Here is a 25453-nt window from a genome sequence, read left to right on the forward strand (position 1 = left end):
ATAAACGACTCCCCATTTAATTATTTAACTCGTAAACGTTGACCTGGTTTTAGTTCGGAACTACTAGTTAATCCGTTAAGTTCCATTAATTTTTGTTGTGAAATACCATTGTTCACGGCAATTCGATATAAGCCTTCGCCTGCAGGAACGGTTACGTACTTTTTGGTTGTACTACTACTTGAGGAGCTAGAGGTCGAAGAACTGGAAGAACTTGAGCTCGTAGAAGTACTTGATGATGAGCTAGCTGAAGACTTGGAACTTGCAGCAGCTAATGAACTACTTTTTGCTTCTTTACTAGATGCACTTTCAGCCTTAGACTTACTTTCACTTACTGAACTGGCCAGTTTTTTTGAAGATTTAGCTGCAGCCTTGTCTGCAATCGCCTTACTGGAAGCACTTGCCTTCTTTTTTGATGAAGCAATCTGTGCATCAGTTTGTGGTCGATTAAAATTATTTTGATTGTATTTATAAACCACAATTGGTGAAATGAATAGCAAAACAACCACAATTCCGACCACCGTAACAATTAACTTAGTGTAACGGTATGATCTACGATTTGCTCGTCTCGAAGGTGAACTCGTAGGATTATCAGTACTAGATCGTTGTTTTTCCGTTTGTTTATCATCAGAATTGGTATTTTTATTTTGACTCATTCTCATTCCTCCTAGAAAAAACTACCAGAACAATTGTAACATATTGGTTAATTTCCGTGTTTACTTTTTCTGTGAAAATAATTGATTTAACCTGGTTTGCCACGGAACTAAAGATAGACTTTGATTTGTCTCTTGTTCCACTTCGCTTGTTTTCGTGAGCTTAAGTGTTGCAACCGCTTCGAATACGCAATCAATACCACAACAATTAGCATTATGAGTGACCTCTTGTTCACCAAAATGAGTTAGCAAGTTATTACGTAGACAATTTTCTTCATTTACAAAATTTAGCATTTGCATCAAACTATTTTGTTTAGCTACTTGACGATTCTCAAAAATCTGGCTTACTTCTTGAGCAGACTTATGCTGGTCATGATAGTAAGTTAGTAATTGTTTTTGATCAGGTTCAAAAGATGCACGACTTTCCGGTTTTGCAAAAAAAGTTTGCACATTACTTGCACTTGGAAAACCTTTCATGTTAAGCGTGCTTGGAATGTATTCATCACCTGCCGTGTACAAAAGAATTGCAATACTTGGTTGCTGATCCCGACCAGCTCGACCAATTTCTTGTAAGTAATCTTCTAGATTTCCGGGCATATGATAATGAATAACAAAACGCACATTATTCTTATCAATGCCCATCCCAAACGCACTAGTTGCACAAATAACATTCACTTTTCCTAACATGAATTGTTGTTGAATGCGATAACGATCTTGTAGGCTAACATCAGCGTGGTAAGCGGCCACCGAACGGTCAGTTTGTTGAGCAATTAATTCAGTCATTTGATTAGCAATTTTCTTACTTGAAAAATAAATAATTCCTGAACCTTTAATCATTTTTAGTAATTTAAATAGTTTTTTGTTTTTTTGAGCTGGAGTTTCACAATGTTCTACCTCTAAGTAAATGTTGGGGCGATCCACTGAATATACTACTTGTTCAACCTGATCTGAGTGAAATCCCATTTTTTTAAGAATATCCTCACGGACTGATTTGGTTGCTGTGGCTGTCAACATTAAGGTTGTTGGAGATCCTAACTGACTTAAAAGGTCTTTTAACTTTAAATAATCTGGTCGAAAATCCGGTCCCCATTGTGATAGGCAGTGAGCCTCATCAATAACAAATAAACCATAATCTAGTTGTTTCAGTGCGTTTAAAACCTCAGGTTGAGTTGCCATTTCAGGAGAAAGATAGATGAATCGATAATTTCTTAAATGGTTTAACGTAAATTCACGTTGGTTGTGGTCTAATTTTGAGGTCAGCCCCACCACGTGTTTTTCACCTAGCCTATTCAAACGAGCTACCTGATCATCAATTAATGATATTAAAGGTGAAATAACGAGAACTGGACGGTTTAATAAGTATCCGAGTAATTGATAAATTAAAGATTTTCCAGTTCCAGTAGGTAACACGGCCAAAACATTCTTTGAATTGCAAAGATGATGAATAATTTCAAGTTGTCCCAATTTAAACGTAGAAAAGCCAAATTTAGCTTGCAAAACTTTATAGAGATCATGCGCTTCAATTTGCATATTGAATTTGCCCTCTTTCAATTTGTAATAAGCGGAATTCAAAGAAAGAAAAACGAGCATCTCGTTTTAAAACTTCGTCGAATTGCCATTGGCTAACCTGATAAGTGGTTAAATAATTTTTTAAATCTGTTGAAATTGACTTAGGCAGTAATAAATTAAAAGGAAAATCAGTTGTCAACATAGCGGCTTCCAATAAATGTTCTTTAACCGTATTAAGCTTTACATGCCTTAATGTAGCAACGTTTTGAAGATCTTTGGTTTTTAAATAAAGCTGATATGAACGCAAACTGCTGGTTGAAAGTGGTGATGGTGTAATCCAAGGCAATACAATTTGATTGCATAAAAAATGATCCGTTTTTGAATCATCTAATGCCCATCGAATAAAATCAGCAATAAGTGTTAATTTTTGAAGATGCCACGCAAACGGGGTTAGATCTAAGATAGATTCAAATTGCGCATCCGTTAAACCATAATCATTATGACCAATAAAACTATTCGTGAAAATGTCAGCTTTTTCGGTTGGAATGGTATTTAGAAACGCTGTAAATTCTGCTTGCAGTTGTTCCGGTAACGTATCAGACTTATTTTTTAGAAACCACTGTTTACTTCTTGCCATGACTTGTCCAGTATATTGCAAGGGGTAATATCGATTATTCTTATAGGAAAACTCAGATGTAATTTGAATGACTAAGTTTAGACATTGTTGCACGGTTTCCAAGTTGGTATGTAAACCCATTCCCGAAAGATGAAATTGTACAATACTTTCTTGAATAATTTGTTGCATTTGTTTACCAGCAGTAGTTAATCGAATTTGATCATTTTGTTGTTTTTCGATTAGTTTCTTTTCTTGAAGTAAGTTTATTGCCCTTTCAAAATCAGTCGCCGTCAATTTAGGAAATAAATTAAAAAAAGGCAGAAGACCGTATTGTATTCCCCAAAAAAGGTTAGATACAGTTCTTCTCCCAATTAAATTGTTTAGCAATACTTTTGGACGGCGCCAGTCATCGGTACTTAAAAATTGTAATAAAAAGTATGAAAAGTTAAATTCGTTATTCATTTTACCTACCGTTGTGTTAGTCGAGTAATTTCATTGAGTTTTAAGGAGCGCCATTCACCAGATTGCAAGCCATCTAAAGTTAAAAATCCGTATTTTTCACGCTTTAGCTTGATTACTGGATGGTCAATTTTTTCAAACATTTTTTTAACCTGATGATTACGACCTTCATGAATTGTGATTTCTACAATAGCCGTTTTTTTATCTAAATCAGAACTCATGACCCTTGTTTTTGCAGGTGCCGTAAGTTTTTTATCAATTCGCACTCCATGGCGCAATTTTTCTAATTGATCATTAGTCGGAATGCCTTCAACTTTGGCAACATAAGTTTTTTCAAATTTATATTTTGGATGAGTTAATTTATTCGCCAACGCACCATCATTGGTCATTAGCAAAATGCCCGACGTGTCGTAATCTAAACGACCAACGGGATAAATTCGTTGACGTACATCTGGAAAGTAGCTCATGACGGTTTTTCTATTTTTTTCATCTTTAACGCTTGATATTACACCCCTTGGTTTATAAAAAAGAAGGTATACAAGTTTTTCACGTTGAAGCGGGATGCCATCAACTTCGATTTCGTCGTCATCATCCACCTTGGTTCCCAATATTTTAATTGTTTGGCCATTAACCTTAACATGGCCAGTAGTAATCAAAGTTTCTGATTTTCGGCGAGAAGCAACTCCCGCTTCTGCCATTACTTTTTGCAATCGTTCATTTGCCATCCGATTTTGCCTCATTTTCGTGTAATTTTTCATTAAATTGTTTTAAATACAAATCGCCATTATTATTTAAATTATCAGATTGAATATTTGGCAAGGCTGGTAAACTCTGAAGATTTGTCAATCCAAAATAATCTAAAAAATAATCGGTTGTTTGGTAAAGAATCGGTCGACCAGGTTCATCTAGTCGCCCTGCTTCACTAATTAAATTTCGAATGGTTAGTTTTTGCAACATGGAACCACTCTGTACACCACGAATTTCATCAATTTCAAGTCTTGTTATTGGTTGCTTATAGGCCACAATTGCAAGTACTTCAAGCGATGCAGGTGATAATTTAGTTAGTTGTGGGGCATCAAAATAGTTTTTTATTACTGTGGCCACTTCTGCCTTTGTGGCCAAGCGATAACGATGCCCAAAATTTAAAACGGTTAAAGCCGAATCGGGGTCCTTCTCATATTTATTGGCTAGATTATCCAACATGGTTGTTACTGCCGGTTTCATAAAACCCGTCATTTCTGCAATATCGGCGAGACTTAGTCCATCTTCACCGCTGACGAATAAAAGGGCTTCAATTTTTTGTATGTTACTTGCCATTTCTAATTTCACCTAAACTGAATAATTTGATGGTACCTAATTGCCCATCCTGTTGGAAAGTTATGTTTTGTTTTTTTACCATTTCTAGCATGGCCATGAAAGTAACAACAACTCCAGTTACACTTACGTTAGCTTCGAAGAGTGAATCAAAACTAACACCATCTGGATGTTGAAGAAGAGAGGTTTCGATTACCTTGACTCTTTGCGCAATTGAAACTGAATCCTCAGTTACAGTACGGTGAATGGGTTGATCATTTTCTTGCTTAATTAATACTTTTTGAAACGCCTGTTGAAGCATGGTTAATGTGAGTCCTGGAGCCAAATGTGCCAATTGCATTCCCTCAGGAACGGCTGCTTCTTCACGTGTATAGAATTGATCACGTTTGTTTTCTTCGTGTTGTAATGTTTTAGCAGCTTGCTGATATTTTTGATATTCAACTAACTGATTGACCAGATCTAAACGTGGATCTGTATCCTCTTCCGGACTATCTTCAGAATCAAATTCGGTTGGTAAAAGCAGTTTACTTTTAATTCTCATTAAGGTTGCGGCCATAATGAGATATTCGCCAGCAATATCTAACTTTAATTGTTGATTCTTGTGCAAATAGCCTAAATATTGGGAAGTGATTTCAGAAATTTGAATATCATAAATATCCATTTTGGCCTGTTTAATAAGATGTAATAACAAATCTAATGGACCTTCAAAGTCATTTATTTTTACATTTGGTAGTGTTTCCGGCTGTTCATTTGCTGAACTATTCATTTTTTTCTTTTTCCCACCTTGCTAACGCAGGCGTCGTTTCAATAGTTCCCATCATTTGTAAATCTGGATAGTAATCTGCCAGCGAATTAAAAATTTGATTTTCATTTTCTTTAGTTTGTTGTTGAGGAATAAAAGCCAAATGATGAATCATTAAATATTTATCCTGTTTTTCAACGCCAACCAAACCAATAAAATCTCCATCTTCATTTTTTTGAAGATATAAATTACGATCGTCAGTAGCCGCATACCATTCTAACTCATGGTTAATGCGATCAATATCTTTTAGGTCTGGAATAAACGATAGTAATCCCATAACTATTTTTTGGAACGAATCTCTATATTTTACTAACAAGTTGAACTCAGCCTCCTAGGGGTCTGTTCAATTCAAAACATAAGTATTATTAATAACTCTACCATATTTTAAAGGTGGCGACAATTTTACTTATGCGCGTGGATGGTATTTGTTGTAAACCTCTGTTAAATGCTTTTTTGTGACATGTGTATATATTTGGGTTGTTGAAATGTCGGCATGACCTAATAGTTCTTGAACAGTTCTTAAATCAGCACCATTTTCTAATAACGTAGTTGCAAAAGAATGGCGCAGTGTATGTGGTGTGACATCTTTTTTTATGCCAGCTTTTTTTACCATAATTTTTAAATTTTTCCAAATACCTTGTCTTGTCAACTGATGACCATGATTATTTAAAAATACATAAGGACTTTCTTTACCATGTAAAAGTTGAATCCTTGCGTCTTTTGTGTATTCCTCTAACCACTGAATGGCAACATCACCAATTGGAATAATTCGCTGTTTATCGCCCTTTCCAATGGTTGAAATCAATCCCATTTCTAGCCGTAAATCATCCATTTTAAGATTGGCAGCCTCGCTAACCCGTAAACCAGTTGCATACATGACCTCTAATAACGTACGATCTCGTACGCCAAGTTTTTTGTGAGTATCTGGTACTTTTAACAAAGCTTCAATTTCTGCAGCACTTAGCACTTGTGGTAGGTGATGTGCAGATTTAGGCGTGTCTATTTTCAACATGGGATCAGCTTTAATTTTATTTTGCGCCATCAGGTAATTGAAAAATTGGCGTAAACTTGTAACTGTGTGAATAACCGAATTTCTTGATTTTTTTTGATCATCACAAAATTTTAAATAACCCAAAATTGTATAACGATCAATTTGGTTAAATGTTGTGATTTGTTGTGCTTTTAGAAATGAAAAAAATTCAGTTAATTCTTGTTGGTAAGAAGTTATTGTGTTTTGTGCCAATCCCTGTTCTACTAAGAGAGCGTGTAAATAATCTTGAAGTTCATTATTCATTTTTTAACTCACTGGGCTTCTTCTTTTAGTTTTAATTGGCCATCTTCTTGTTTAACGACACCAGCTTTTAAGAGATGACCTACGGCACGTTTAAATTGACCTTTACTGATACCAAATTCAGTTTTAATGGCAGTTGGGCTACTCTTATCTGTAAATGGAAGCGCATGAGTCTCATCATGTTGTAGCATGGCCAAAAGCATAGCTGCATCATCACCAATCGCTTCGTAACTACGAGGCTTTAAAGAAAGATTCAAAGTGCCATCTGGATGAATACCAATAACTCGGGCAGAAACTTCTTCACCCAAACGAGGCTCTTGATCTCGTTCATTTGGATGAATAAAGCCTAAATAATAGTCTTTTGTGATTACCAGAGTTCCTACTAATTTCAAACGATAAACCGTAGCTTTTAAATTCTTATTTTTCAAAGTTTGGGGAGCTTTTTGAGAAATTTCTTGAAAAGTAGCTTCATCTGCAAGAGTTCCCCACATTCTATTTTTATGATCAATTCGTAAACTGATCATTAGCTGATCACCTTTTTGTGGCCACAGACTTTTAATGGTCGGTAATTCATCCAGTGAAACTACCATATCTTTATTTGGTAAACCAATATTTACAAACACACCTAAATCTCGTCGACTTTGCACAACCGTACCAAACCCCATTCGACCCACTTGAATTTTGGGTAAATTAGCGGTGATTTGCAATTTATGGTCTTCATTTTCATAAGCAAATCCTTGAAAATGACCGCCAATATGTAAAGGCTTGACAGGTTCTTTTTTGTCTAATTGAAAAACCACCCCACCATTTTGAAGAAAGTAGTAGTTTTCGTTTTCATCAGTCATCTTGGTATCAATAACACGACCTAATAAATTATTCATGATAACTCCTTAATGTTAAATTTTTATATTAATTAATTGAAGAATGCAGTATGCGATTCCAGAAGCAATGATTGGTCCAGCGGCAATGCCCTTCAGAAAAACGACCCCCAGGATGGTGCCAAAAACTAATGCTACGGTTACTTCAGGAGACACAGCAAGAAAGCCGACACCACGGGCCGAAAGAATTGACACTAATATACCACAAAATACGGCAATCCACCCAATTGGTGATTTAAAAGCATTAATTAAATCTTGAAAACCAATTCGTCCGGTGGCAATTGGAATAAGAATAGCAATTGAAATTATTGTGACTCCCCAATTGATTCCTTGTTTCTCAACAAGTTGTAAAATTTTTTGGGAATTTGGAATCAACATCAGTATGAGCACAATGGAAGTTGCAATTACTAATGACTGATTTTTCCCCCAAACAGCAATTGCTAGAATACCAACTAAGAACAACCAGTTTTCCATTTTAAAATCGACACCTTTCATTCAACTATGTATTAAAAAGACCGCTGTCCAATAACAGCGGTCTTTTCATTAATACTACTTTATAAATAACGCAATTTAGATAGCGTTTGAAGCACCATGGTAAATAACACCACGACGTGAGTCAACTGTAATTAATTCATCATCTGAAAGAATTGAAGTTGCGTTCTGAACACCAACAATAACTGGAATTCCCATTGAAATTCCAACAACTGCAGCGTGTGATGTCAAACCACCGTTTTCAACGACTAAAGCGCTAGATTTTTCGATAGCTGGTAAGTAGTCTTTGTCAGTAGTCTTTGTAACAAGAATACCGCCTTCAACAGCTTTGTCGTTTGCTTCTTTTGCAGAAGAAGCGATAACAGCCTTACCAATAACTGTTTCATCACCAACACCTTGACCAGATGCTAATTTAGAACCAATTAATTGAAGCTTCATCATATTAGTAGTTCCACGTTCGCCAACTGGAACACCAGCAGTGATAAGAATCAAATCGCCTTCTTTAGCAAAGCCTAAATCAACAGCCTTGTTAGCAGCTAAATCAAACATATCATCTGTTGTTGATGGTTTTTCAGTAACGATTGGGTGAACACCCCATTCAACGGTTAAACCGCGACGTGTGCGTTCGTCAAATGTGATGGCTAAAATATCAGCATTTGGACGGTACTTAGAAATCATCTTTGCAGTGTAACCAGATTCTGTTGCAGCAACAATTGTTTTAACACCTAAGTTCTTTGCAGCACGTGCAACAGCGGCACCAATTGTTTCAGTAACATCACTCTGATCAAACTTGTTGATTTGCAAGTTTCCGTCTTCAGCCATAGCATTTTCAGCTTTTTCATCGATCTTGGCCATTGTAGCAACAGCTTCAACAGGGTATGCACCATTAGCACTTTCACCTGAAAGCATTGTTGCATCAGTACCATCCCAAACGGCATTAGCAACATCAGATGCTTCAGCACGTGTAGGACGTGGGTTTTCAATCATTGAATCTAACATTTGAGTAGCTGTAATAACGGGCATACCAAGTGCATTACATTTCTTGATTAATGATTTTTGAACCAATGGAACATTTTCTGCTGGAATTTCAACACCCATGTCTCCACGAGCAACCATAATTCCATCAGCAACCTTTAAGATTTCATCAGCATTATCAATACCTTCTTGTGATTCGATCTTAGGGAAGATTTGAACATCAGTCATATTCTTTTCTTCCAAAAGTTGACGAATATCCAAAACATCTTGAGGTTTACGAACAAAACTTGCAGCGATAAAGTTAATGTTCATGTTGTCACAACCAAAACGAATATCGCTTGAGTCTTTTTCAGTAATTCCAGGAAGATTAATTGAAACGCCAGGTGCGTTTGTTCCTTTACGAGAGCCAAGAACACCATTGTTCATAGCATGAACAACTAATTCTTTGTTCTCTTCATCTTTTTCGTCGATCTTAAAGTCAAGTAAACCATCATCAAACAACACATGGCCACCAACATGTACATCATCATATAAACCGGCGTAAGTAACAGCAATCTTATCTTTAGTTGTCTCTAATGAGTCATCCATTGAAATACGTGCTTTATCACCAGTATGATATTCTTGATTACCGTCTTTTTGAACTGTGGTACGAATTTCGGCACCTTTAGTATCTAACAAGATACCAACAGTTTTTCCAGTAATCTTTTCTGCTTCCATAACTTTGTTATAGCGGTCTAAATGTTCTGCATGATCACCATGTGAAAAGTTGAAACGGAAAATATTTGCACCAGCTTCAATTAATTTAACAATTGTATCTACTGATGTACTTGCAGGACCAAGTGTTGAAACAATCTTGGTTTTCTTCATAACTATATCTCTCCCTTGATTAGTTTATAAAAAGACTTTAACGTCGTTTTTACCAGAATTTAAAAATTTCTTTACTTAAATGATAGATCTTGATTCAACTCATATAACGAAGAATCGGGTTGATGCTTTGCGTTGAATAAATCAGTAATGTCATGAGCCTGAACCTTATTGTCTAAGATTCCAACTGCCAGACCACCTTTACCCTCTAACAATAATTCAACGGCATAAGCACCCATCTTGCTAGCTAAAACACGATCACGAGCAGTTGGACGACCACCACGTTGAACATGTCCTAAAACAACGGCACGTGCATCAAAATCACCATACTGCTTGAGCTTTTCTAAGAACTCAGGTGCAGCATCAGAATTTGCATCGCCTTCTGCAATGACAATAATGCCATAATCCTTACCATCAACTCGATTACGCTTGAGTTTCTCGGCAATTTCTTTAACATCATAATCATGACCCGGAGCTACAATTGCATCTGCGCCAGTTGCAACACCTGCCCAAAGTGCAATATCAGCAGCTTCTCGACCCATTACTTGCACTGCAAAAACTCGTTGGTGACTTTTTGCAGTATCGCGAATTTTGTCAATTGCTTCAACAGCTGTATTTAAAGCTGTGTCAAAACCAATTGTAAAATCAGTATATGGAATATCATTATCAATTGTTCCCGGAAGACCAATTGTGTTATATCCATGTTCTGTGAGTCGTAAGGCACCGTGATAAGAGCCGTCTCCACCGATAACAACTAAAGCATCAATTCCAAATTTCTTTAGTTGTTCAATACCTTTCAACTGTCCTTCTACTTGGGCAAACTCAGGATAACGAGCAGAATATAATAATGTTCCACCTTCATCAATTGAGTCGTCCAAATCAGCAGCAGCAAACTTATGAATATCTCCGGCAACTAAACCAGCGAAACCGTAGTTGATTCCGTAAGCTTCAAGTCCTGCGCTAAGTGCCTTTCGTGCAACCGCACGAATTGCAGCATTCATAGCTGGTGCATCGCCACCACTAGTTAAAATACCAATGCGTTTCATTTCTTCACCTCAAGTAAAAAATTATTGAGTTTCACAAACTTCAAGTATAATTTTACCACTTTTGAAATTGAATGTCTGTATTCTTGATAAAAAAGATCACTAACAAATCCCTAGATACCGGTATTTTTCATGGATTGTAGCACTACGTTTCCTTTACCCAACAGGTTTGTAAGCGCTGAATTAGTTTTATCAGAATTAGTTGTCCAAAACTGCTTTTCCAGTAAAACTTTTTTATCCGTTTGTGGATAAAATAACAAAACAGGAATAGTTCCTGGATTGGTTCGCAAAACTTGTTGAAGTTGTGTTTGTATAGCCGGTGTTTCCTCTAAAATGCGGAGCACCCAACGTTGATTGGAAACAGCAGAGGGTACCTTAATTTGTTCGGCAAGCTGAATGCGATTTGCAATAACTTGTAGGCCGTTACGTTCGTCAACTTTACCTTGAATTAAAATAACTTTCCCTTTTTCTAAAATCCTTGCAGAAGTTTGGTACTGGTTCGGAAACACTGTTATGTCAATTTCACCGGTGAGATCACTTCCCGTTACAAAAGCCATTTGTTCACCCTTTTTGGTTCGAATTATTCTGATCTTATTAATGTAAAGTAAACAAGTGACGGATTGATTAACACTTAAGTTAAGGACATCTGTAATATTAAATTGCTTACGCAGAAACGAAAATTGTTCAACTGGATGACCAGAAAGATAAGCTCCTAAAAATTCATTTTCTTTTTGTAGTTTTATATCTAGTAGCAGGTCTGAAGTTTTTGAAATTTTTGGTGTTAATTTTTCAAAAAGGCTCATGCTGCTACCACTTAAGGCAACCCCATTTAATAAATCAGGCAAAACATTTAAAAGTTCAGCCCGATTATAACCAAATGAATCAAATGATCCCGCATATATTAAAGCTTCCATCAAATCTTGTTTGAGCCATTTAACCGGAATTCGCTGAAGAAAAGCTTGCAAATCGATAAATTTACCATTTTTTTTTCGTTCGGTTAGTATATCAGAAACGAAATCTCGTCGTACGCCCTTAATGCAAGACAATCCAAAAATGATTTGATCGTTCTTTAAGATGAAGGTCGATTGACTTTCATTAATATCAGGAGCTGAAACTTTAACTTCATGTTGTTTTGCTTCAGATAAATAAAGCTTAATTTTACTAGGATTATTAATAACCGAGTTCATTAAAGCTGCAAAAAATGCGCCTGGATAATGTGCCTTTAAATAGGCTAATTCAAAGGCCATTTTGGAATAGGCAACGGCATGTGATTTATTAAAACCATAGTTTGCGAAACGTTCGATATAATCATAAACTTGCTTGGCTGTTTGCTGTGTGTATCCCCGCTTTAAGGCTCCAGCAATGAATTTGGTCTGCATTTCATCAATTACAGCACGTTTTTTCTTACTCATTGCTCGTCTCAATAAATCGGCCTCTCCAAGTGAAAAGCCGCCCATAACCGAAGCAACACGCATAACTTGTTCCTGATAGACTAGAATACCGAAAGTGCTTTTTAAAATTGGCTCGAGACTTGAATCCGGATACTGGACAGGTTCTTTACCCTTTTTACGTTTAATGAAAGTTTCAATATTCTCCATAGGACCAGGTCGGTACAGTGCATCAACAGCGGCGACTAGTTCGAATGTTTCGGGATGTAATTGACGCAAAACATTGCGAATACCAGCTGATTCAAACTGGAAAACTCCCGTAGTATCAGCGTTTTGAAAAAGTTTTAAGGTCTGTTGATCATCTAATTCAACATCTGAAATCTTAAACTGTGGATTTTTTGTTTTGGTAATAATTCGAACTGCATTAGCCATAATGCTTAAGTTACGGAGGCCAAGAAAGTCCATTTTTAAAAGGCCAAGTGCTTCAACGGTATCTTTTGGATACTGGGTAAGTAAAAGCTCATCACTGCCCTTTTGTAGTGGAACGACATCACTCAAATTTTGAGCGCTTAAAACAACTCCTGCGGCGTGCGTTGAATAATGACGTGGCAGTCCCTCAATTTGTTGTGCAATTGTATAAAGTAGTTTATTTTTTGAACTGTCAGCTAACCAATTTTTTAATTTTTGTGATTGTTCAACTGCTTCGCGTAAAGTGATTTTTAAAACATTGGGTACCAGTTTACTCAGTTGATTGATTTCATAAGGTGCCATTCCAAAAACACGACCAACATCACGAAGCGCCTGTTTAGCTGCCAATGTTCCAAATGTAATGATTTGGGAAACATGTGAATGCCCGTATTTATCATGAACATATTGTAAAACTTCATCGCGTTTATTGTCAGGAATATCCAGATCAATATCAGGCATCTGAGCACGTTCTGGATTTAAAAATCGTTCAAACAAAAGATCGTATTCTAAGGGATCCACATCCGTAATTTGTAAACAATAAGCAACCAGTGATCCGGCGGCAGAACCCCGTCCTGGGCCAGTAGTAATGTCATGATGGTGAGCAAAATTCATCACATCCCACACAATTAAAAAGTAATCATCAAACCCCATTTGATCAATGACCGTTAATTCGTGGGTTAATCGTTTTTGATAAGCTGTGATATCAGCTTTTTTATTGCTAAGTCTAGTTGCCAATCCATTTTTGGTTAATTTTTGAAGATAGGTTTTGGAATCAAATCCGTCGGGAACAGTAAACTCCGGTAATTCTGGTTTTTTGAAATTTAAGGTTACGTTACAGTTTGCAGCAATCGTTTCAGTTAGATCCATCGCTTCTGTTAAGTCATTTTTCCGATAAATTTCTTCATAGTCGGCTGCCGGCCGTAACCAATTATTACCTTGATAATCTTCAAATTGTTCCGGGTTGCGAATGGTTTCACCCTTGTCAATGTCCCGTAATACCTGTGTTGCAAAGTGATCCGTTGCATTTAAATAGTTTACTTCTGGCAATGCAATAACTGCCGTTTTAGTTGTTTTAGCCAATTGTTGCAAAGTATTTTGTAAAACAGAAGACTGCTGTGTATTGACACCGATCAAAACACTTTTTGCATCGGCCACGGTCTGAATTTGATTCAGTAGTTTTTGCGCAGATTGTGAATCACCACGTTCAACTAACATGACTAGTTCAGAATTACTGGCTGGAAAAATGATGTAAAGATGAGTCATAAACTCAGTAATTTGTGAATAGAAAATATCTGTTTCTTCAGTTTGAGTGTTTTTGGTAGTACTAATTTTCATAAGATGTTGATAACCTATTTGATCTTTTGCTAAAAAGATGACAGGAAATCGGTTGGTAGAATCAAGAGCTCCAAATAAATCTAGTTTTAATCCGAGAATTGGTTTGAGCCCTTCTTTTCGACAGGCATTATAAAAGTCTACCAACCCATACATAATATTATTGTCAGTTAAAGCCAGTGAAGAGAAGCCTCTTTGTTTGGCCACTTTTGCTAGTTCACTAATTCTCGTCGTGCTTTGTAACAAGCTATAGCTACTTGTGACCTGTAACGGAACAAAAGCCATAATTTTACCTCCCTTATCTCAACTTGTTTTCAACTACTCCCATTATACAAAAATATCACCGTTAAGGAACTAATGACATTTCAAGTGAGTTGATTTTTGGTGAAATTGTGCTAAACTATTTCTGATTGCGAGGTGTCCTGTAAAATGAAACAAGTTGTTATTATATTCTGGTCATTCATTTTTGGTGAAGTTATTGGAGCCGTCGGGGGTGCCCTAGAAGTTATGACCTACAAACCCTTAACCATTGGGATTGTTGCTGCAGTTGCAGCCTTGATTGCTTCAAATGGTATTAGCTTACTGTCTAGCAGTGATTCGGTTAAAAAATAGTTTTAAAAAAAGCAAAGATGATTTTTCATCTTTGTTTTTTTCTTTTTTATTTCAATGAATTATTTTCGAAAACCAAATGATTTGAAACAAGTTCAATGCTAACACTTGTATGAGGTTTAATACGCTGAGAGATGATTTCTTTAGCTAACGGTGTTTCTATCTCTGTTGAAATATACCGACGAAGAGGTCGTGCACCATAAGCAGAATCATATCCTTGTTTGGCAATCCATTCTTTAGCGGATGATGAAATTTGAAGTTGAATGTCTTGATCGGCTAATCTAGTCGACAATTGATCAACTAACTTGCCAACAATTTTTTCAATATCCTTTAAATTCAGTGGTGCAAACATAATTATGTCATCAATTCGATTCAAAAACTCTGGTTTGAATTTAGTTTGGGTAAGTTGCCGCACAGCTTGTTTAGCTGAATCTGAAATTTCACCCTTTTCATCAACTCCGTGGAGAAGAATATCAGAACCAAGATTTGAAGTCATGATTAAAATGGTATTTTTAAAATCTACAGTCCGCCCTTGTCCATCAGTCAAACGACCATCGTCTAAAACCTGTAATAAGATATTAAATACGTCCGGATGTGCCTTTTCAATTTCATCAAAAAGAACAATTGTATAGGGATTTCGACGGACAGCCTCAGTTAATTGGCCACCTTCTTCATAACCAATATAGCCTGGTGCAGCACCAACTAAACGTGAAACGGATTCCTTTTCCATATATTCAGACATATCAATTCGAACCATATGCTGTTCTGAATCGAAAAGGTTCTCTGCAAGTGCCTTAGCTAATTCTGTTTTTCCGACACCTGTTGGTCCTAAAAACATGAATGAGCCTAAGGGACGATTAGGATCCTGCAAGCCAGCTCTAGACCGCAAAACTGCGTCTGCAACGGCATCAACAGCTTCATTTTGACCAATTACACGTTCATGCAGGCTATCGGCCAAATGCAATAGTTTTTCACGTTCACCTTTAACCAATTTATTTACAGGAATTCCAGTCATTTTGCTAACTACATTAGCAATTTCGTTTTCAGTCACAGACTGTTCAACCAGCCAGTGATCAGAATCTTTTTGCTCTTGGGTCTGCAAAGCTGTTAGTTCGCCCTGCAATTTTGGAATAACACCATGTTGAAGTTTTGCTGCTTGTTCTAAATCATAATTATTTTCAGCTTCTTCTAATTTATGTTTTGCATCATCAAGCTCTGTTCGCTTTTTGTTAACAGTTTGAATAGCCTTTTTTTCTGATTCCCACTGTTTTTGAAGACTATTTTTCTTTTCTCTCGTATTAGCTAATTCGGATTTTAATTCAGTTAATCGTTTTTTTGAAGCCGCATCGGTTTCATTCTTAAGAGCCGTTTCTTCGACTTCCATCCTCATCAGTTGTCGATTGGTTTGATCAAGCTCAGTAGGACTTGAGTTCATTTCAACACGAATTGTTGCCGACGCCTCATCAATAAGATCAATGGCTTTATCAGGTAAATAACGGTCTGTAATATAGCGATTGGATAAATTGGCTGCTGCCACGATCGCATTATCATGTATTTTTACACCATGATGAATTTCAAAGCTTTCTTTTAACCCTCGCAAAATACTGATGGTGTCTTCAATGGATGGTTCATTGACTAAAACACGTTGGAAACGCCGTTCTAGAGCCTTGTCCTTTTCCATATATTCACGATATTCATCTAACGTAGTTGCACCGATCAGATGTAGTTCTCCTCTTGCTAGCATTGGTTTTAACAGATTTCCTGCATCCATGCTACCTTCCGTTTTACCAGCACCAACGATATTATGAATTTCGTCAATAAACAAAATAATCTTGCCGTCAGATTTCTTCACTGCCTTTAAAACGGCTTTTAAACGCTCTTCAAATTCACCCCGATACTTTGCTCCAGCAATAAGTGATCCCATATCTAGTGAAAAAATAGTTTTATCCTTTAAATTATCTGGAACATCTTTACGTGCAATACGCTGTGCCAGTCCCTCAACAATAGCTGTTTTTCCGACACCAGGTTCACCTATTAAAACGGGATTATTTTTAGTTTTTCGAGACAAAATACGAATAACGTCCATGATTTCCTCATCACGACCAATAATTGGATCCTGATGCCCAGCATGAACTAATTTCACCATATCAACGCCATATTTTTCCAATGCTTTATATTGTGTTTCTTGATCTTTAGAAGTCACGTGCTCTCCTCCCCTCATTTTTTTAATTTGTTTGGATAATTCTGCTGATGTGACGCCATTTTTCTTGATAAATGTGGTAAGCGGATCATCTATTTGAAGTAACGCTTGTACCACGATTTCTGAGGCAATATATTCGTCACCAAGCTGTTTACTTAATTGTTCAGCTTTCTGAAAAAGTTTGAACAAATTATTGCTTAAGGTTTGTCCGTACTGAATGTTATCTCCCTCAACTACTGAAACCTCATCAAGTTCACGGTCAATTTCTGCTTGTAAATCCTGATTAGCTAATCCTTGTTCTCCGAGTAGTGTCCCCGCCATTTGGTCCGGTTGTGCAAGAAACTTAAATAATTCGGGAATACCAATTACTTGATGTTTACGATTAATTGCAACCTTTTGAGCTTCAGCAAGAGCTTCTTGAACTGCATTTGTAAGATTATCTGGATTCAAACAAAATTCCTCCTTTTTACTAACAGCTTTAGGTTATATAAAAGTAAATGGATTTGTGTTTACTTTCGATTCCACAATTTCAATATGATTAGTTTGCACGATATCCCACGTACGAAATAAGGCTGTCAATTTTGGAATACAAATTTTTTCAATATTATGTCCTGGGTCAACAACGTTTAAACCATTGGCTAACATATCATGACCTGTGTGATAGTATACATCACCAGTTACAAAAATTTCCGCACCTTTGCTCAGAGCCTGCGGATAAAATTTACCACCATCACCACCAAGAACAGCAACCCGTGAAATTAATTTTTCGGGATTCGAAGAAACAAGTCGCAAACCTTGTAATTTAAAAATAGATTTAATTTCTTTTGCAAAGTTTAAAACAGAGATTTTTGTGGCTAAGTTTCCAATTCGACCCATACCGTACTGGTGGCCATTTTCATCAATGTAACCATTTAATAGACGTTGGGTATCAAGGAGCCCAATTTTATCAGCTAGCCAATCATTCATACCATTATCAGCAGCATCAAGGTTTGAATGAGCCGCATAGACCGTAATATTATGTTTAATAATTTGTGCATACATTTGATTTTGTGGATTTGCTAGATCTAGATTATGTGCCGAATGAAACATTACAGGATGATGCGCAATGATTAGTTCACAGTGATTGGCAATAGCTTCGGCAACCACCTCTGGTCGGACATCCAAAGTCACAAGTATTTTAGTAAACTCAGCGTCTAAATTACCAATTTGAAGACCAACCGGATCTCCTGGTTCAGCTAATTTTTTAGGCGCAAATTTTTCTAATTTGTTAACAAAGTTTCTAATCTTCAATGTGTAATACCTCTTTAATCAAACTAGTTTTCAAGTTCAGTTTATTTATACGTTCTTGAGGAATCTGCTTAGCCTGTTCCATTTGATGAATGGCGATCCGTTCGCGGGCTAACTCAGCCTCCCATTTTTCCTTAAAAATGGGGTTGGGTAATTTGTTTAAAAGTTCTGGTCCAAAGAGAAGTTGTTTCTTTGAATAAGAAAAAGTTTTATTCGTTTTTTTAGCTACAATAATTTCATAAATATGATGATCTTCTTTTAAGATTTGTTCCTCGGTAATGATATAGTGATTAGTCATTAACCAGTTACGTACACGATTTTCACCAACGTTCGGTTGTAAAATCAATGTTGTCACATTATCAAGTTTTTGTTTACCTGTTTCCAGAATTTGGGCAATTAATGTACCACCCATCCCAGCAATCACAACGGTATCAATATGGTCGTCTGGTCTGATAACGGCCAGTCCGTCGCCAAGGCGCGAATCAATTAAATTTCGAAGTCCTTGTTCGCTGATTTCAGTAGTGGCATTTTCATGGGGACCTTTGACAACTTCTCCCGCAATTGCAAATTCAATTAAATCTTTTTTTGCTAAATGTACCGGTAAGTACGCGTGATCAGAACCAATATCAGCAATTCGTGCTCCCGGATCAACAAAGTTTGCAACTGTTTGAAGTCGTGTAGACAATTTATCTGCATTCATAAAAAAACTCTTTTCTCTTTTTAAATTTATTATATCACGAGTAGATATTGCGCTAAAAAAATAGAATCTAAAGTAAAATGCGTAACTTTACTTTAGATTCTATAATTTAAATGCGCTATTCTAAGAAATCTTTTAGTTGTTTGGATCTTGAAGGATGACGTAACTTTCTTAATGCCTTGGCTTCAATTTGACGAATCCGTTCACGGGTCACTCCGAAGACTTTACCAACCTCTTCCAAAGTGCGTGTACGCCCGTCATCTAGGCCAAAGCGAAGACGCAGCACATTTTCTTCTCGGTCTGTTAACGTGTCAAGAACACCTTCTAATTGTTCCTTCAGTAATTCGTAGGCAGCATGATCAGCAGGACTTGTTGCATCCTGATCTTCAATGAAATCACCCAAGTGAGAGTCATCTTCTTCACCGATTGGAGTTTCCAAGGAGACTGGCTCTTGAGCAATTTTAAGGATCTCACGGACTTTTTCAGTTGGCATATCCATTTCAGCACCAATTTCTTCAGGCGTTGGTTCACGGCCAAGGTCTTGAAGCAATTGTCGTTGAATACGAATCAATTTATTAATGGTTTCAACCATATGGACAGGAATTCGAATAGTTCGTGCTTGGTCAGCAATCGCACGGGTAATTGCTTGCCGAATCCACCAAGTTGCATAGGTTGAAAATTTGAATCCCTTTCGGTAATCAAATTTCTCAACGGCTTTCATAAGTCCCATGTTTCCTTCTTGAATCAGATCAAGAAATTGCATGCCACGACCGACATAACGCTTAGCAATCGAAACAACGAGTCGTAAGTTGGCCTCTGCTAGTTCTTGCTTAGCACTTTCTTCACCTTTTTCGATTCTTAAAGCAAGTTCAACTTCTTGTTTAGCAGTTAACAACGGTACCCGACCAATCTCTTTTAAGTACATGCGGACAGGATCGTTAATTTTAACGCCTGCAGGTGCCTTGGTATCATCTAATTCTTTTTTGCTAATTTTTTGGGCTTTTAAAGCACGAGTACTTGGATCACCATTTTCGTCCACAACACTAATTCCAGCATCTTCAACCTTTTGAATGAGATCGTCAATTTGACGAACATCCAATTTAAAAGGAATTGCAATCTTATCCGAAAGTTCATCATATTTAAGTTGTTTGCCGGTCTTATTTGCTTTAATTAGTGCGTTGACTTCTTTTTTGTAAGCCTTAGTATTAAACACATTATCTGGACTTTTTGCTGATACTGCCTTTTTGGTTGTTGCTTTTCTAGTTGCTTTTTTTGTAGTTGTTGTTTTACTTGTAGTTTTTTTTGCCATAGTTAAATCCTCCCATGAACGTGTTAAGCACCTTGGCGTTGACGATACAAATCAATTAGTTCTATTGCTAACTTTTGCTGTAATTCGGTATTACCCATTTTTTTAGCTTCATTCAACGATTTTGTCTTAGAAGCAATTTGTTGGCTAAGCGGGGCTTCTGCCATAATCACTTTTACATAATCATTAACAGCTTGATCAATATTCTCATCATCTAAATCTTGCAAATCCAGTTCTGCAATGACATTTTGGAGTTCATTATCATGTACAAAGTCCATAAAGGCGGCTGAATCGTAAGAATCATGATTTTCAAAATATCCAGATGCTAACATATAAATTGTTTGATATTTCTCATGCACAAAATGAAAATCTGGTAGCCCGGTAAGCTTTAGCCAAACATTATGATCATAAAGTAAATAATTTAATAATCGTTCTTCAGCAATTTCCACTTTTCCAAGCTTTACTTGTTGTCGGTGATATTCTCGACTAATTGTTTGTGGTGGATTTTGTGTGGCCTGTTGCTGATGATTAGTAATACTTTGCTGTGAACGAATTTGTCGCAGTTGTTGGGCTAAATCCTGTGTTTGTACACCAAAATCTTTTGACAATTGATTCAAATATAAGTCTTGTTCGACTGTAGAGCCAAGATGACTAATTTCATTTAGAGCTCGTTCGATATAAGTTACTTGGTCCGCCTCATTATTTAAATTAAAATCTCGTTTCAAATAAACTAATTTAAATGCAGTTGGTGTTAGGCGTGCTGACTGAACAATCTCTTTAAATTGTTCAAATCCATGTTGACGGACATACTCATCTGGATCCAATTTGTCAGGAATCTCAATTACGCTTAATTTCAATCGACTATTTTGACCAAAAGCCTCTAAAGCACGATTGATTGCAGCCTGTCCAGGATCATCGCCGTCGTAACATATATCTAGTTGTGTTGTTGTTCGTTGCAGTAAATAAATTTGATCATTAGTAAAACTAGTTCCCATGGAAGCAATTCCATTGACAACTCCTGATTGATATGCAGCAATAACATCCATAAATCCTTCAAATAAGATTGCACGCTTTTCTTTACGGATAGCAGATCTGGCAATATCAAAGTTATACAGAACGTCGCCTTTACTAAAAATTTTAGTTTCAGGACTATTAATATATTTTGCTTGTGAATCAGCTTTATTTAAAATTCGACCAGAAAACGCAATTACATGACCTTGAGGATTCTTGATTGCATACATTACACGACCCCTAAAACGATCCCGTAAATTGCCCTGTTGATCCTCTATAAACAAACCTGATTGACGTAATAATTGATAATCTAACTTTTTTTCATCAAAAAATTCTTTTAGTAATTGTTCACCTGGAGCAAAGCCCAGCTGAAATTTTGTAATAATTTCATCGGTTAATCCACGTCCATGTAAGTAATCTAAGGCTTGTTGTCCCATTTCTGTATTTAATAAAACGTGTGTATAAAGTTTTGCTGCTTGATCATAAAGCTTAATTAGTTGACCTTGTTCACTATTTTGAGTCGCGCCAGAATTAGTTTCTGAATATTCAGTTGGAATTTTGATGCTCGCAAAATCTGCAATTTGTTTAACTGCTGCTGGAAATTCAATGTGGTTAAGTTCCATCAAGAATTTAAAAACATTGCCACCTCGTCCACAACTAAAACAATGAAAAATTTGCTTTGATTCAGAAACCGAAAATGATGCCGTTTTTTCTTCGTGAAACGGACAAAGGCCAAAAAAGTTCTTTCCTTGCTTCTTTAGTTGAACGTACTGACCAATCACATCAACAATGTTAACAGAGGTTCGAATTTGATCAATAAGATCTTCTGGAATTGCCTTAGCCAAAAAACGATTTCCTCCTCCCAAGTATACACTAAGCCACGATATCGACACATATCAAATAATACCGCCCTGGCACATAAAAAGCAATTAAAACGATTTAGTTCATTGCTATTAATTACAATCACTAGACTAAAATAATTAGGCACACTAATGACGTAACTAATAATAAAAATAATCTTCATTTACACTAATAAACATACCTGTAGACGAAGATTATTCATAGAGACTAAAGGTTGAAAGCTCAAAAACGCATCTCATTACCTGATACAAAAGTGTTTATGATAACAAAATTAGATTTAAATGCCGTTTTCCAGACCAGGTGAGTCGTAGGACGGCAGCCAAACTATTTTTCGGTGGTCAAGTCGTTTAACACCAGTTATTGAAGTGATTTTTGTACTTTCAACCTTTAGATAGAAGCTATAACTATTTAACAATCAATTCATTTAAATTACCGATAGAGAAAATTAATCTTGCCAAAATTGTGAGTTGTTTCAAACGATTCTCGCGAACTGCTTTGTCATCAACCATAATCATCGTTTGATCAAAATATGCTTCAATCAAAGGACGGAGTGATTGTAAAGCTTGAAAATTCTCGTTTAAGGTACGATCACTAGCCATTTTGCGGACTGTTTCAACGGCATCAAACAATTGTTTTTCAGATTCATTTTCAAATAATGAAGGATCAACGATTAAATTCTGACTTGAAAGGTCAGCTTTATCCGAAATTCGTAAAACACGAGTTAAAGCTTCAATATTCTCTTTAAAGTCTGTATCATTCTTGTGTGTTTCTAGAACTTTAGCCGCGTCTAGCATGTTTAAAATATCGGAATTGGAACCTTTAGTAACAGCTTCCACGATGTCATAACGTGCGTTTTTATTTGAAAACCACTGGCGTACACGATCCTTCATAAAATCACGAACATCAGTAGCATGATGAGTAAAGTCTAGATCGAAGGTTGCCTTTTGATCATGCAAATCTTGTAAAAACTGTTTTTGCAAACTTTGCATTGGAAAATGCCAATTTTGATCGCGCGTAATTCGAACAATTCCTAAAGCCTGTCGGCGTAAAGCATATGGATCGTTTGAACCGGTTGGGATTAAATCAACGGCAAAAAAGCTACCAATATCGTCAAATTTATCGGCAATTGCTAAAACAGCCCCCACTTTAGTTGCTGGTAATGCACCATCTGCACTAACCGGCATATAATGTTCCCGAATAGCAGTAGCTACTGCGGGATGCTCATTTTCAAGCAAGGCATATTTTTCACCCATTACCCCTTGAAGTTCAGGAAATTCGCCAACCATACCTGTGACAAGATCAAACTTATAAATTTCACTAGCTCGTTTGACATCAGCAAGCTCTTGTTCAGTTAAACCAACATACTTGCCAAGTTCTTGGGCAATAATTTGAACTCGCTGCATTTTTTCATACATTGAGCCAATTTTATCGTGAAAACTAACTTTCTTAAGTTTTTCAACATAGTAATCAATACTATGTTTTTGATCTTCATGATAGAAGAAGGCGGCATCTTCTAATCGGGCAGTTAAAACTTTTTCGTTCCCACGAATAACATTTTCTAAATGGTCTTTGTTACCGTTACGTACTGAAATAAAATTAGGTAAAAGTTGGCCCGCTTTATTTCGTGCATAAAAGAAGCGTTGATGGTCGCGCATAGAAGTTATTAAAACTTCTTCAGGAATTTCAAGATATTTTTCATCAAAATGACCTGAAAAGGCAGTTGGCCATTCAACCAAATTATTAACTTCTTCAAGCAAGTCAGCATCAACTTCGATATTCCAATTTTGATCAGCGGCAATTTTATTGATCTGATCTTTGATAAGTTGTTTACGTTTCGTTGCATCCGCAAGAACAAACACGGATTTCAGTTGTTTTTCGTAATCTTGGGCATTATTAATTGTGACGGGTTTACCAAGAAAACGGTGACCTTGAGAAATGTTGCTTGCCGTTACATCCAAAATAGAAAAAGGAATTACTTGATCATCTAAAAGAGAGACAATCCAGCGAATGGGACGAATATATTTAAAACTATAAGTAGCCCATTTCATCATCGTTGGAAAAGTCATTTTTTCAACAACATTTTTTATTTTTGGTAAAACATCTGTAACAGACTGACCCACTGTTTTTTTAGTGACATAAACATACTCCGTACCCTTGAGTTCTTTAAAGGTAATGTCATCAGTGGTTACACCTTGACCTCTGGTAAAACCAATTGCAGCTTTTGACCAATTGCCCTCTTTATCCAATGCAATTTTTTTGGCAGGTCCCTTAACTTCTTGTTCCTCATCTGCTTGCCGATCTGCTAATCCAGTAATCAAAATAGTCAAACGTCGTGGTGTAGAGAAAGGTTTAATAGCCGTAAATTCAATTCTTTCTTCGTTTAAGAAGTCGGTCACCCGTTTTTTCAATTGTTCAATACTTGGTGTTACTACATGAGCGGGAATTTCTTCCAAGCCAATTTCGAGTAAATAAGAATGTGCCATTATTTTTGGGCCTCCTTTTGATGATCTGAATTCTTTAAAAGTGGAAAACCAAGTGCTTCACGTTCCTGAACAAAAGCCTTAGCAACTGATTTTGCCATGTTACGAATTCGAGATAAGTAACCTGCACGTTCTGTAACAGAAACCGCTCCACGAGCATCCAATAAATTAAATGTATGACTACACTTTAAAATGTAATCATAGGCAGGATGCACCAAACCATTTTTAATTTGTGCCTTGGCTTCACGTTCATAATCATCAAATAATTGTAATAACATTTCTTGATTACTTTCTTCAAAAGAGTATTTTGAGTGTTCGTACTCAGGCTCTTTGAAAATTTCACCGTATTTTACACCATGACCCCATTCCAGATCAAAAACAGAGTCCACATTTTGAATGTATGAAGCCAAGCGTTCCAATCCATAAGTTACTTCGCTAGTTACAGGTGAAACTTCCAACCCACCAACTTGTTGAAAATAAGTAAATTGTGTGACTTCCATACCATCAAGCCAGACTTCCCAACCAACACCGGCACACCCCATTGAAGGATTTTCCCAGTTGTCCTCAACAAAGCGAATGTCATGTTCAAGGGGTTCAATACCTAAAGCTTTTAAACTGCCTAAATAGAGTTCTTGAATGTTTTCAGGTGATGGTTTCATAATTACCTGAAATTGGTGATGTTGATAAAGACGATTAGGATTTTCACCATAACGACCATCTGCAGGACGTCGAGAAGGCTCTACATATGCTGCGTTCCAAGGTTCTGGCCCGATAGCTCTTAAGAATGTATAAGGGCTCATGGTTCCTGCTCCTTTTTCAGTATCATACGCCTCCATTAACATACAGCCTTGATCCGACCAATAATGTTGTAGAGTCAGAATAATATCTTGAACAGCTAATTTATTTACCATTATGTGTCTC

At 36.6% G+C, this 25453-nt stretch carries 21 protein-coding genes; 1 reads left to right on the forward strand and 20 read right to left on the reverse strand.

Features of this window, described 5'->3' with window-relative positions; all coding sequences use genetic code 11:
- Positions 1–20 precede the first annotated feature (20 nt).
- The 13 genes from IV87_RS04985 to dnaE form a co-directional block, all read right to left on the reverse strand.
- Positions 21–653: a LysM peptidoglycan-binding domain-containing protein gene (locus IV87_RS04985; protein WP_057806057.1), complete on the reverse strand. Its 633-nt coding sequence runs from the start codon at positions 651–653 to the stop codon at positions 21–23.
- Positions 654–713: 60 nt separating this feature from the next.
- Positions 714–2180 (reverse strand): RecQ family ATP-dependent DNA helicase, encoded by a 1467-nt coding sequence (locus IV87_RS04990; protein ID WP_057806058.1) that lies wholly within the window; start codon positions 2178–2180, stop codon positions 714–716.
- Positions 2170–3237, reverse strand: a complete 1068-nt coding sequence (locus IV87_RS04995; RefSeq protein WP_057806060.1) for a helix-turn-helix domain-containing protein — start codon at positions 3235–3237, stop codon at positions 2170–2172. The genes IV87_RS04990 and IV87_RS04995 overlap by 11 nt, the downstream gene beginning before the upstream one ends.
- A gap of 5 nt (positions 3238–3242) precedes the next feature.
- On the reverse strand, positions 3243–3959 hold the full coding sequence (locus tag IV87_RS05000) for a pseudouridine synthase (protein ID WP_057806061.1): 717 nt from the start codon (positions 3957–3959) through the stop codon (positions 3243–3245).
- The gene (gene scpB, locus IV87_RS05005) at positions 3949–4551 is read right to left on the reverse strand and encodes an SMC-Scp complex subunit ScpB (protein ID WP_057806062.1); all 603 of its coding nucleotides are present in this window, start codon (positions 4549–4551) and stop codon (positions 3949–3951) included. The genes IV87_RS05000 and scpB overlap by 11 nt, the downstream gene beginning before the upstream one ends.
- Positions 4541–5314 carry a segregation and condensation protein A gene (locus IV87_RS05010; protein WP_057806064.1) on the reverse strand — a complete coding sequence of 258 codons (774 nt, stop codon included), beginning with the start codon at positions 5312–5314 and terminating at the stop codon, positions 4541–4543. The genes scpB and IV87_RS05010 overlap by 11 nt, the downstream gene beginning before the upstream one ends.
- A complete protein-coding gene (locus IV87_RS05015; RefSeq protein WP_057806065.1) occupies positions 5307–5666 on the reverse strand; it encodes a hypothetical protein in 360 nt (119 codons plus the stop codon). The genes IV87_RS05010 and IV87_RS05015 overlap by 8 nt, the downstream gene beginning before the upstream one ends.
- Before the next feature lie 90 nt (positions 5667–5756).
- Positions 5757–6644: a site-specific tyrosine recombinase XerD gene (gene xerD, locus IV87_RS05020; protein ID WP_057806066.1), complete on the reverse strand. Its 888-nt coding sequence runs from the start codon at positions 6642–6644 to the stop codon at positions 5757–5759.
- 8 nt (positions 6645–6652) lie between these two features.
- A complete protein-coding gene (locus IV87_RS05025; protein ID WP_057806068.1) occupies positions 6653–7522 on the reverse strand; it encodes a CvfB family protein in 870 nt (289 codons plus the stop codon).
- A gap of 15 nt (positions 7523–7537) precedes the next feature.
- Positions 7538–7993, reverse strand: coding sequence for a DUF441 domain-containing protein (locus IV87_RS05030; RefSeq protein WP_057806069.1), 456 nt, complete (start codon positions 7991–7993; stop codon positions 7538–7540).
- A gap of 96 nt (positions 7994–8089) precedes the next feature.
- Positions 8090–9853, reverse strand: a complete 1764-nt coding sequence (pyk, locus tag IV87_RS05035) for a pyruvate kinase (protein ID WP_057806071.1) — start codon at positions 9851–9853, stop codon at positions 8090–8092.
- A gap of 71 nt (positions 9854–9924) precedes the next feature.
- Entirely contained in the window at positions 9925–10896 is a 972-nt protein-coding gene (pfkA, locus tag IV87_RS05040; protein ID WP_057806074.1) for a 6-phosphofructokinase, read from the reverse strand.
- A gap of 110 nt (positions 10897–11006) precedes the next feature.
- A complete protein-coding gene (gene dnaE, locus IV87_RS05045; RefSeq protein ID WP_057806075.1) occupies positions 11007–14366 on the reverse strand; it encodes a DNA polymerase III subunit alpha in 3360 nt (1119 codons plus the stop codon).
- 144 nt (positions 14367–14510) lie between these two features.
- Here dnaE and IV87_RS05050 point away from each other — a divergent pair, with 144 nt between their 5' ends.
- A complete protein-coding gene (locus IV87_RS05050) occupies positions 14511–14693 on the forward strand; it encodes a DUF2929 family protein (protein WP_057806077.1) in 183 nt (60 codons plus the stop codon).
- A gap of 46 nt (positions 14694–14739) precedes the next feature.
- Here the strand turns inward: IV87_RS05050 and clpB are convergent, their stop codons facing one another.
- The 7 genes from clpB to glyQ form a co-directional block, all read right to left on the reverse strand.
- On the reverse strand, positions 14740–17340 hold the full coding sequence (clpB, locus tag IV87_RS05055; protein WP_057806079.1) for an ATP-dependent chaperone ClpB: 2601 nt from the start codon (positions 17338–17340) through the stop codon (positions 14740–14742).
- A 33-nt stretch (positions 17341–17373) separates the two neighbouring features.
- A complete protein-coding gene (locus IV87_RS05060; protein WP_057806081.1) occupies positions 17374–18180 on the reverse strand; it encodes a Nif3-like dinuclear metal center hexameric protein in 807 nt (268 codons plus the stop codon).
- Positions 18170–18877, reverse strand: coding sequence for a tRNA (adenine(22)-N(1))-methyltransferase (locus IV87_RS05065; protein WP_057806082.1), 708 nt, complete (start codon positions 18875–18877; stop codon positions 18170–18172). The genes IV87_RS05060 and IV87_RS05065 overlap by 11 nt, the downstream gene beginning before the upstream one ends.
- Positions 18878–18992: 115 nt before the next feature.
- Entirely contained in the window at positions 18993–20183 is a 1191-nt protein-coding gene (rpoD, locus tag IV87_RS05070; protein ID WP_074693887.1) for an RNA polymerase sigma factor RpoD, read from the reverse strand.
- Positions 20184–20206: 23 nt separating this feature from the next.
- Positions 20207–22036, reverse strand: a complete 1830-nt coding sequence (dnaG, locus tag IV87_RS05075) for a DNA primase (protein ID WP_057806084.1) — start codon at positions 22034–22036, stop codon at positions 20207–20209.
- Between the two features lie 420 nt (positions 22037–22456).
- Positions 22457–24535 carry a glycine--tRNA ligase subunit beta gene (gene glyS, locus IV87_RS05080; protein ID WP_057806085.1) on the reverse strand — a complete coding sequence of 693 codons (2079 nt, stop codon included), beginning with the start codon at positions 24533–24535 and terminating at the stop codon, positions 22457–22459.
- Positions 24535–25443 (reverse strand): glycine--tRNA ligase subunit alpha, encoded by a 909-nt coding sequence (gene glyQ / locus IV87_RS05085; RefSeq protein WP_057806087.1) that lies wholly within the window; start codon positions 25441–25443, stop codon positions 24535–24537. Before glyQ ends, glyS begins: the two co-directional genes overlap by 1 nt.
- Positions 25444–25453 lie beyond the last annotated feature (10 nt).

This window comes from Pediococcus ethanolidurans, assembly GCF_001437405.1.
In the GTDB taxonomy this organism is placed as follows: Bacteria; Bacillota; Bacilli; order Lactobacillales; family Lactobacillaceae; genus Pediococcus; species Pediococcus ethanolidurans.

What these genes read in the sequence shown, in the direction of transcription:
- IV87_RS04985 (WP_057806057.1), bottom strand. Translation starts at nt 653, where the DNA reads ATGAGTCAAAATAAAAATACCAATTCTGATGATAAACAAACGGAAAAA.
- IV87_RS04990 (WP_057806058.1), bottom strand. Translation starts at nt 2,180, where the DNA reads ATGCAAATTGAAGCGCATGATCTCTATAAAGTTTTGCAAGCTAAATTT.
- IV87_RS04995 (WP_057806060.1), bottom strand. Translation starts at nt 3,237, where the DNA reads ATGAATAACGAATTTAACTTTTCATACTTTTTATTACAATTTTTAAGT.
- IV87_RS05000 (WP_057806061.1), bottom strand. Translation starts at nt 3,959, where the DNA reads ATGGCAAATGAACGATTGCAAAAAGTAATGGCAGAAGCGGGAGTTGCT.
- scpB (WP_057806062.1), bottom strand. Translation starts at nt 4,551, where the DNA reads ATGGCAAGTAACATACAAAAAATTGAAGCCCTTTTATTCGTCAGCGGT.
- IV87_RS05010 (WP_057806064.1), bottom strand. Translation starts at nt 5,314, where the DNA reads ATGAATAGTTCAGCAAATGAACAGCCGGAAACACTACCAAATGTAAAA.
- xerD (WP_057806066.1), bottom strand. Translation starts at nt 6,644, where the DNA reads ATGAATAATGAACTTCAAGATTATTTACACGCTCTCTTAGTAGAACAG.
- IV87_RS05025 (WP_057806068.1), bottom strand. Translation starts at nt 7,522, where the DNA reads ATGAATAATTTATTAGGTCGTGTTATTGATACCAAGATGACTGATGAA.
- IV87_RS05030 (WP_057806069.1), bottom strand. Translation starts at nt 7,993, where the DNA reads ATGGAAAACTGGTTGTTCTTAGTTGGTATTCTAGCAATTGCTGTTTGG.
- pyk (WP_057806071.1), bottom strand. Translation starts at nt 9,853, where the DNA reads ATGAAGAAAACCAAGATTGTTTCAACACTTGGTCCTGCAAGTACATCA.
- pfkA (WP_057806074.1), bottom strand. Translation starts at nt 10,896, where the DNA reads ATGAAACGCATTGGTATTTTAACTAGTGGTGGCGATGCACCAGCTATG.
- dnaE (WP_057806075.1), bottom strand. Translation starts at nt 14,366, where the DNA reads ATGGCTTTTGTTCCGTTACAGGTCACAAGTAGCTATAGCTTGTTACAA.
- IV87_RS05050 (WP_057806077.1), top strand. Translation starts at nt 14,511, where the DNA reads ATGAAACAAGTTGTTATTATATTCTGGTCATTCATTTTTGGTGAAGTT.
- IV87_RS05065 (WP_057806082.1), bottom strand. Translation starts at nt 18,877, where the DNA reads ATGAATGCAGATAAATTGTCTACACGACTTCAAACAGTTGCAAACTTT.
- rpoD (WP_074693887.1), bottom strand. Translation starts at nt 20,183, where the DNA reads ATGGCAAAAAAAACTACAAGTAAAACAACAACTACAAAAAAAGCAACT.
- glyS (WP_057806085.1), bottom strand. Translation starts at nt 24,535, where the DNA reads ATGGCACATTCTTATTTACTCGAAATTGGCTTGGAAGAAATTCCCGCT.
- glyQ (WP_057806087.1), bottom strand. Translation starts at nt 25,443, where the DNA reads ATGGTAAATAAATTAGCTGTTCAAGATATTATTCTGACTCTACAACAT.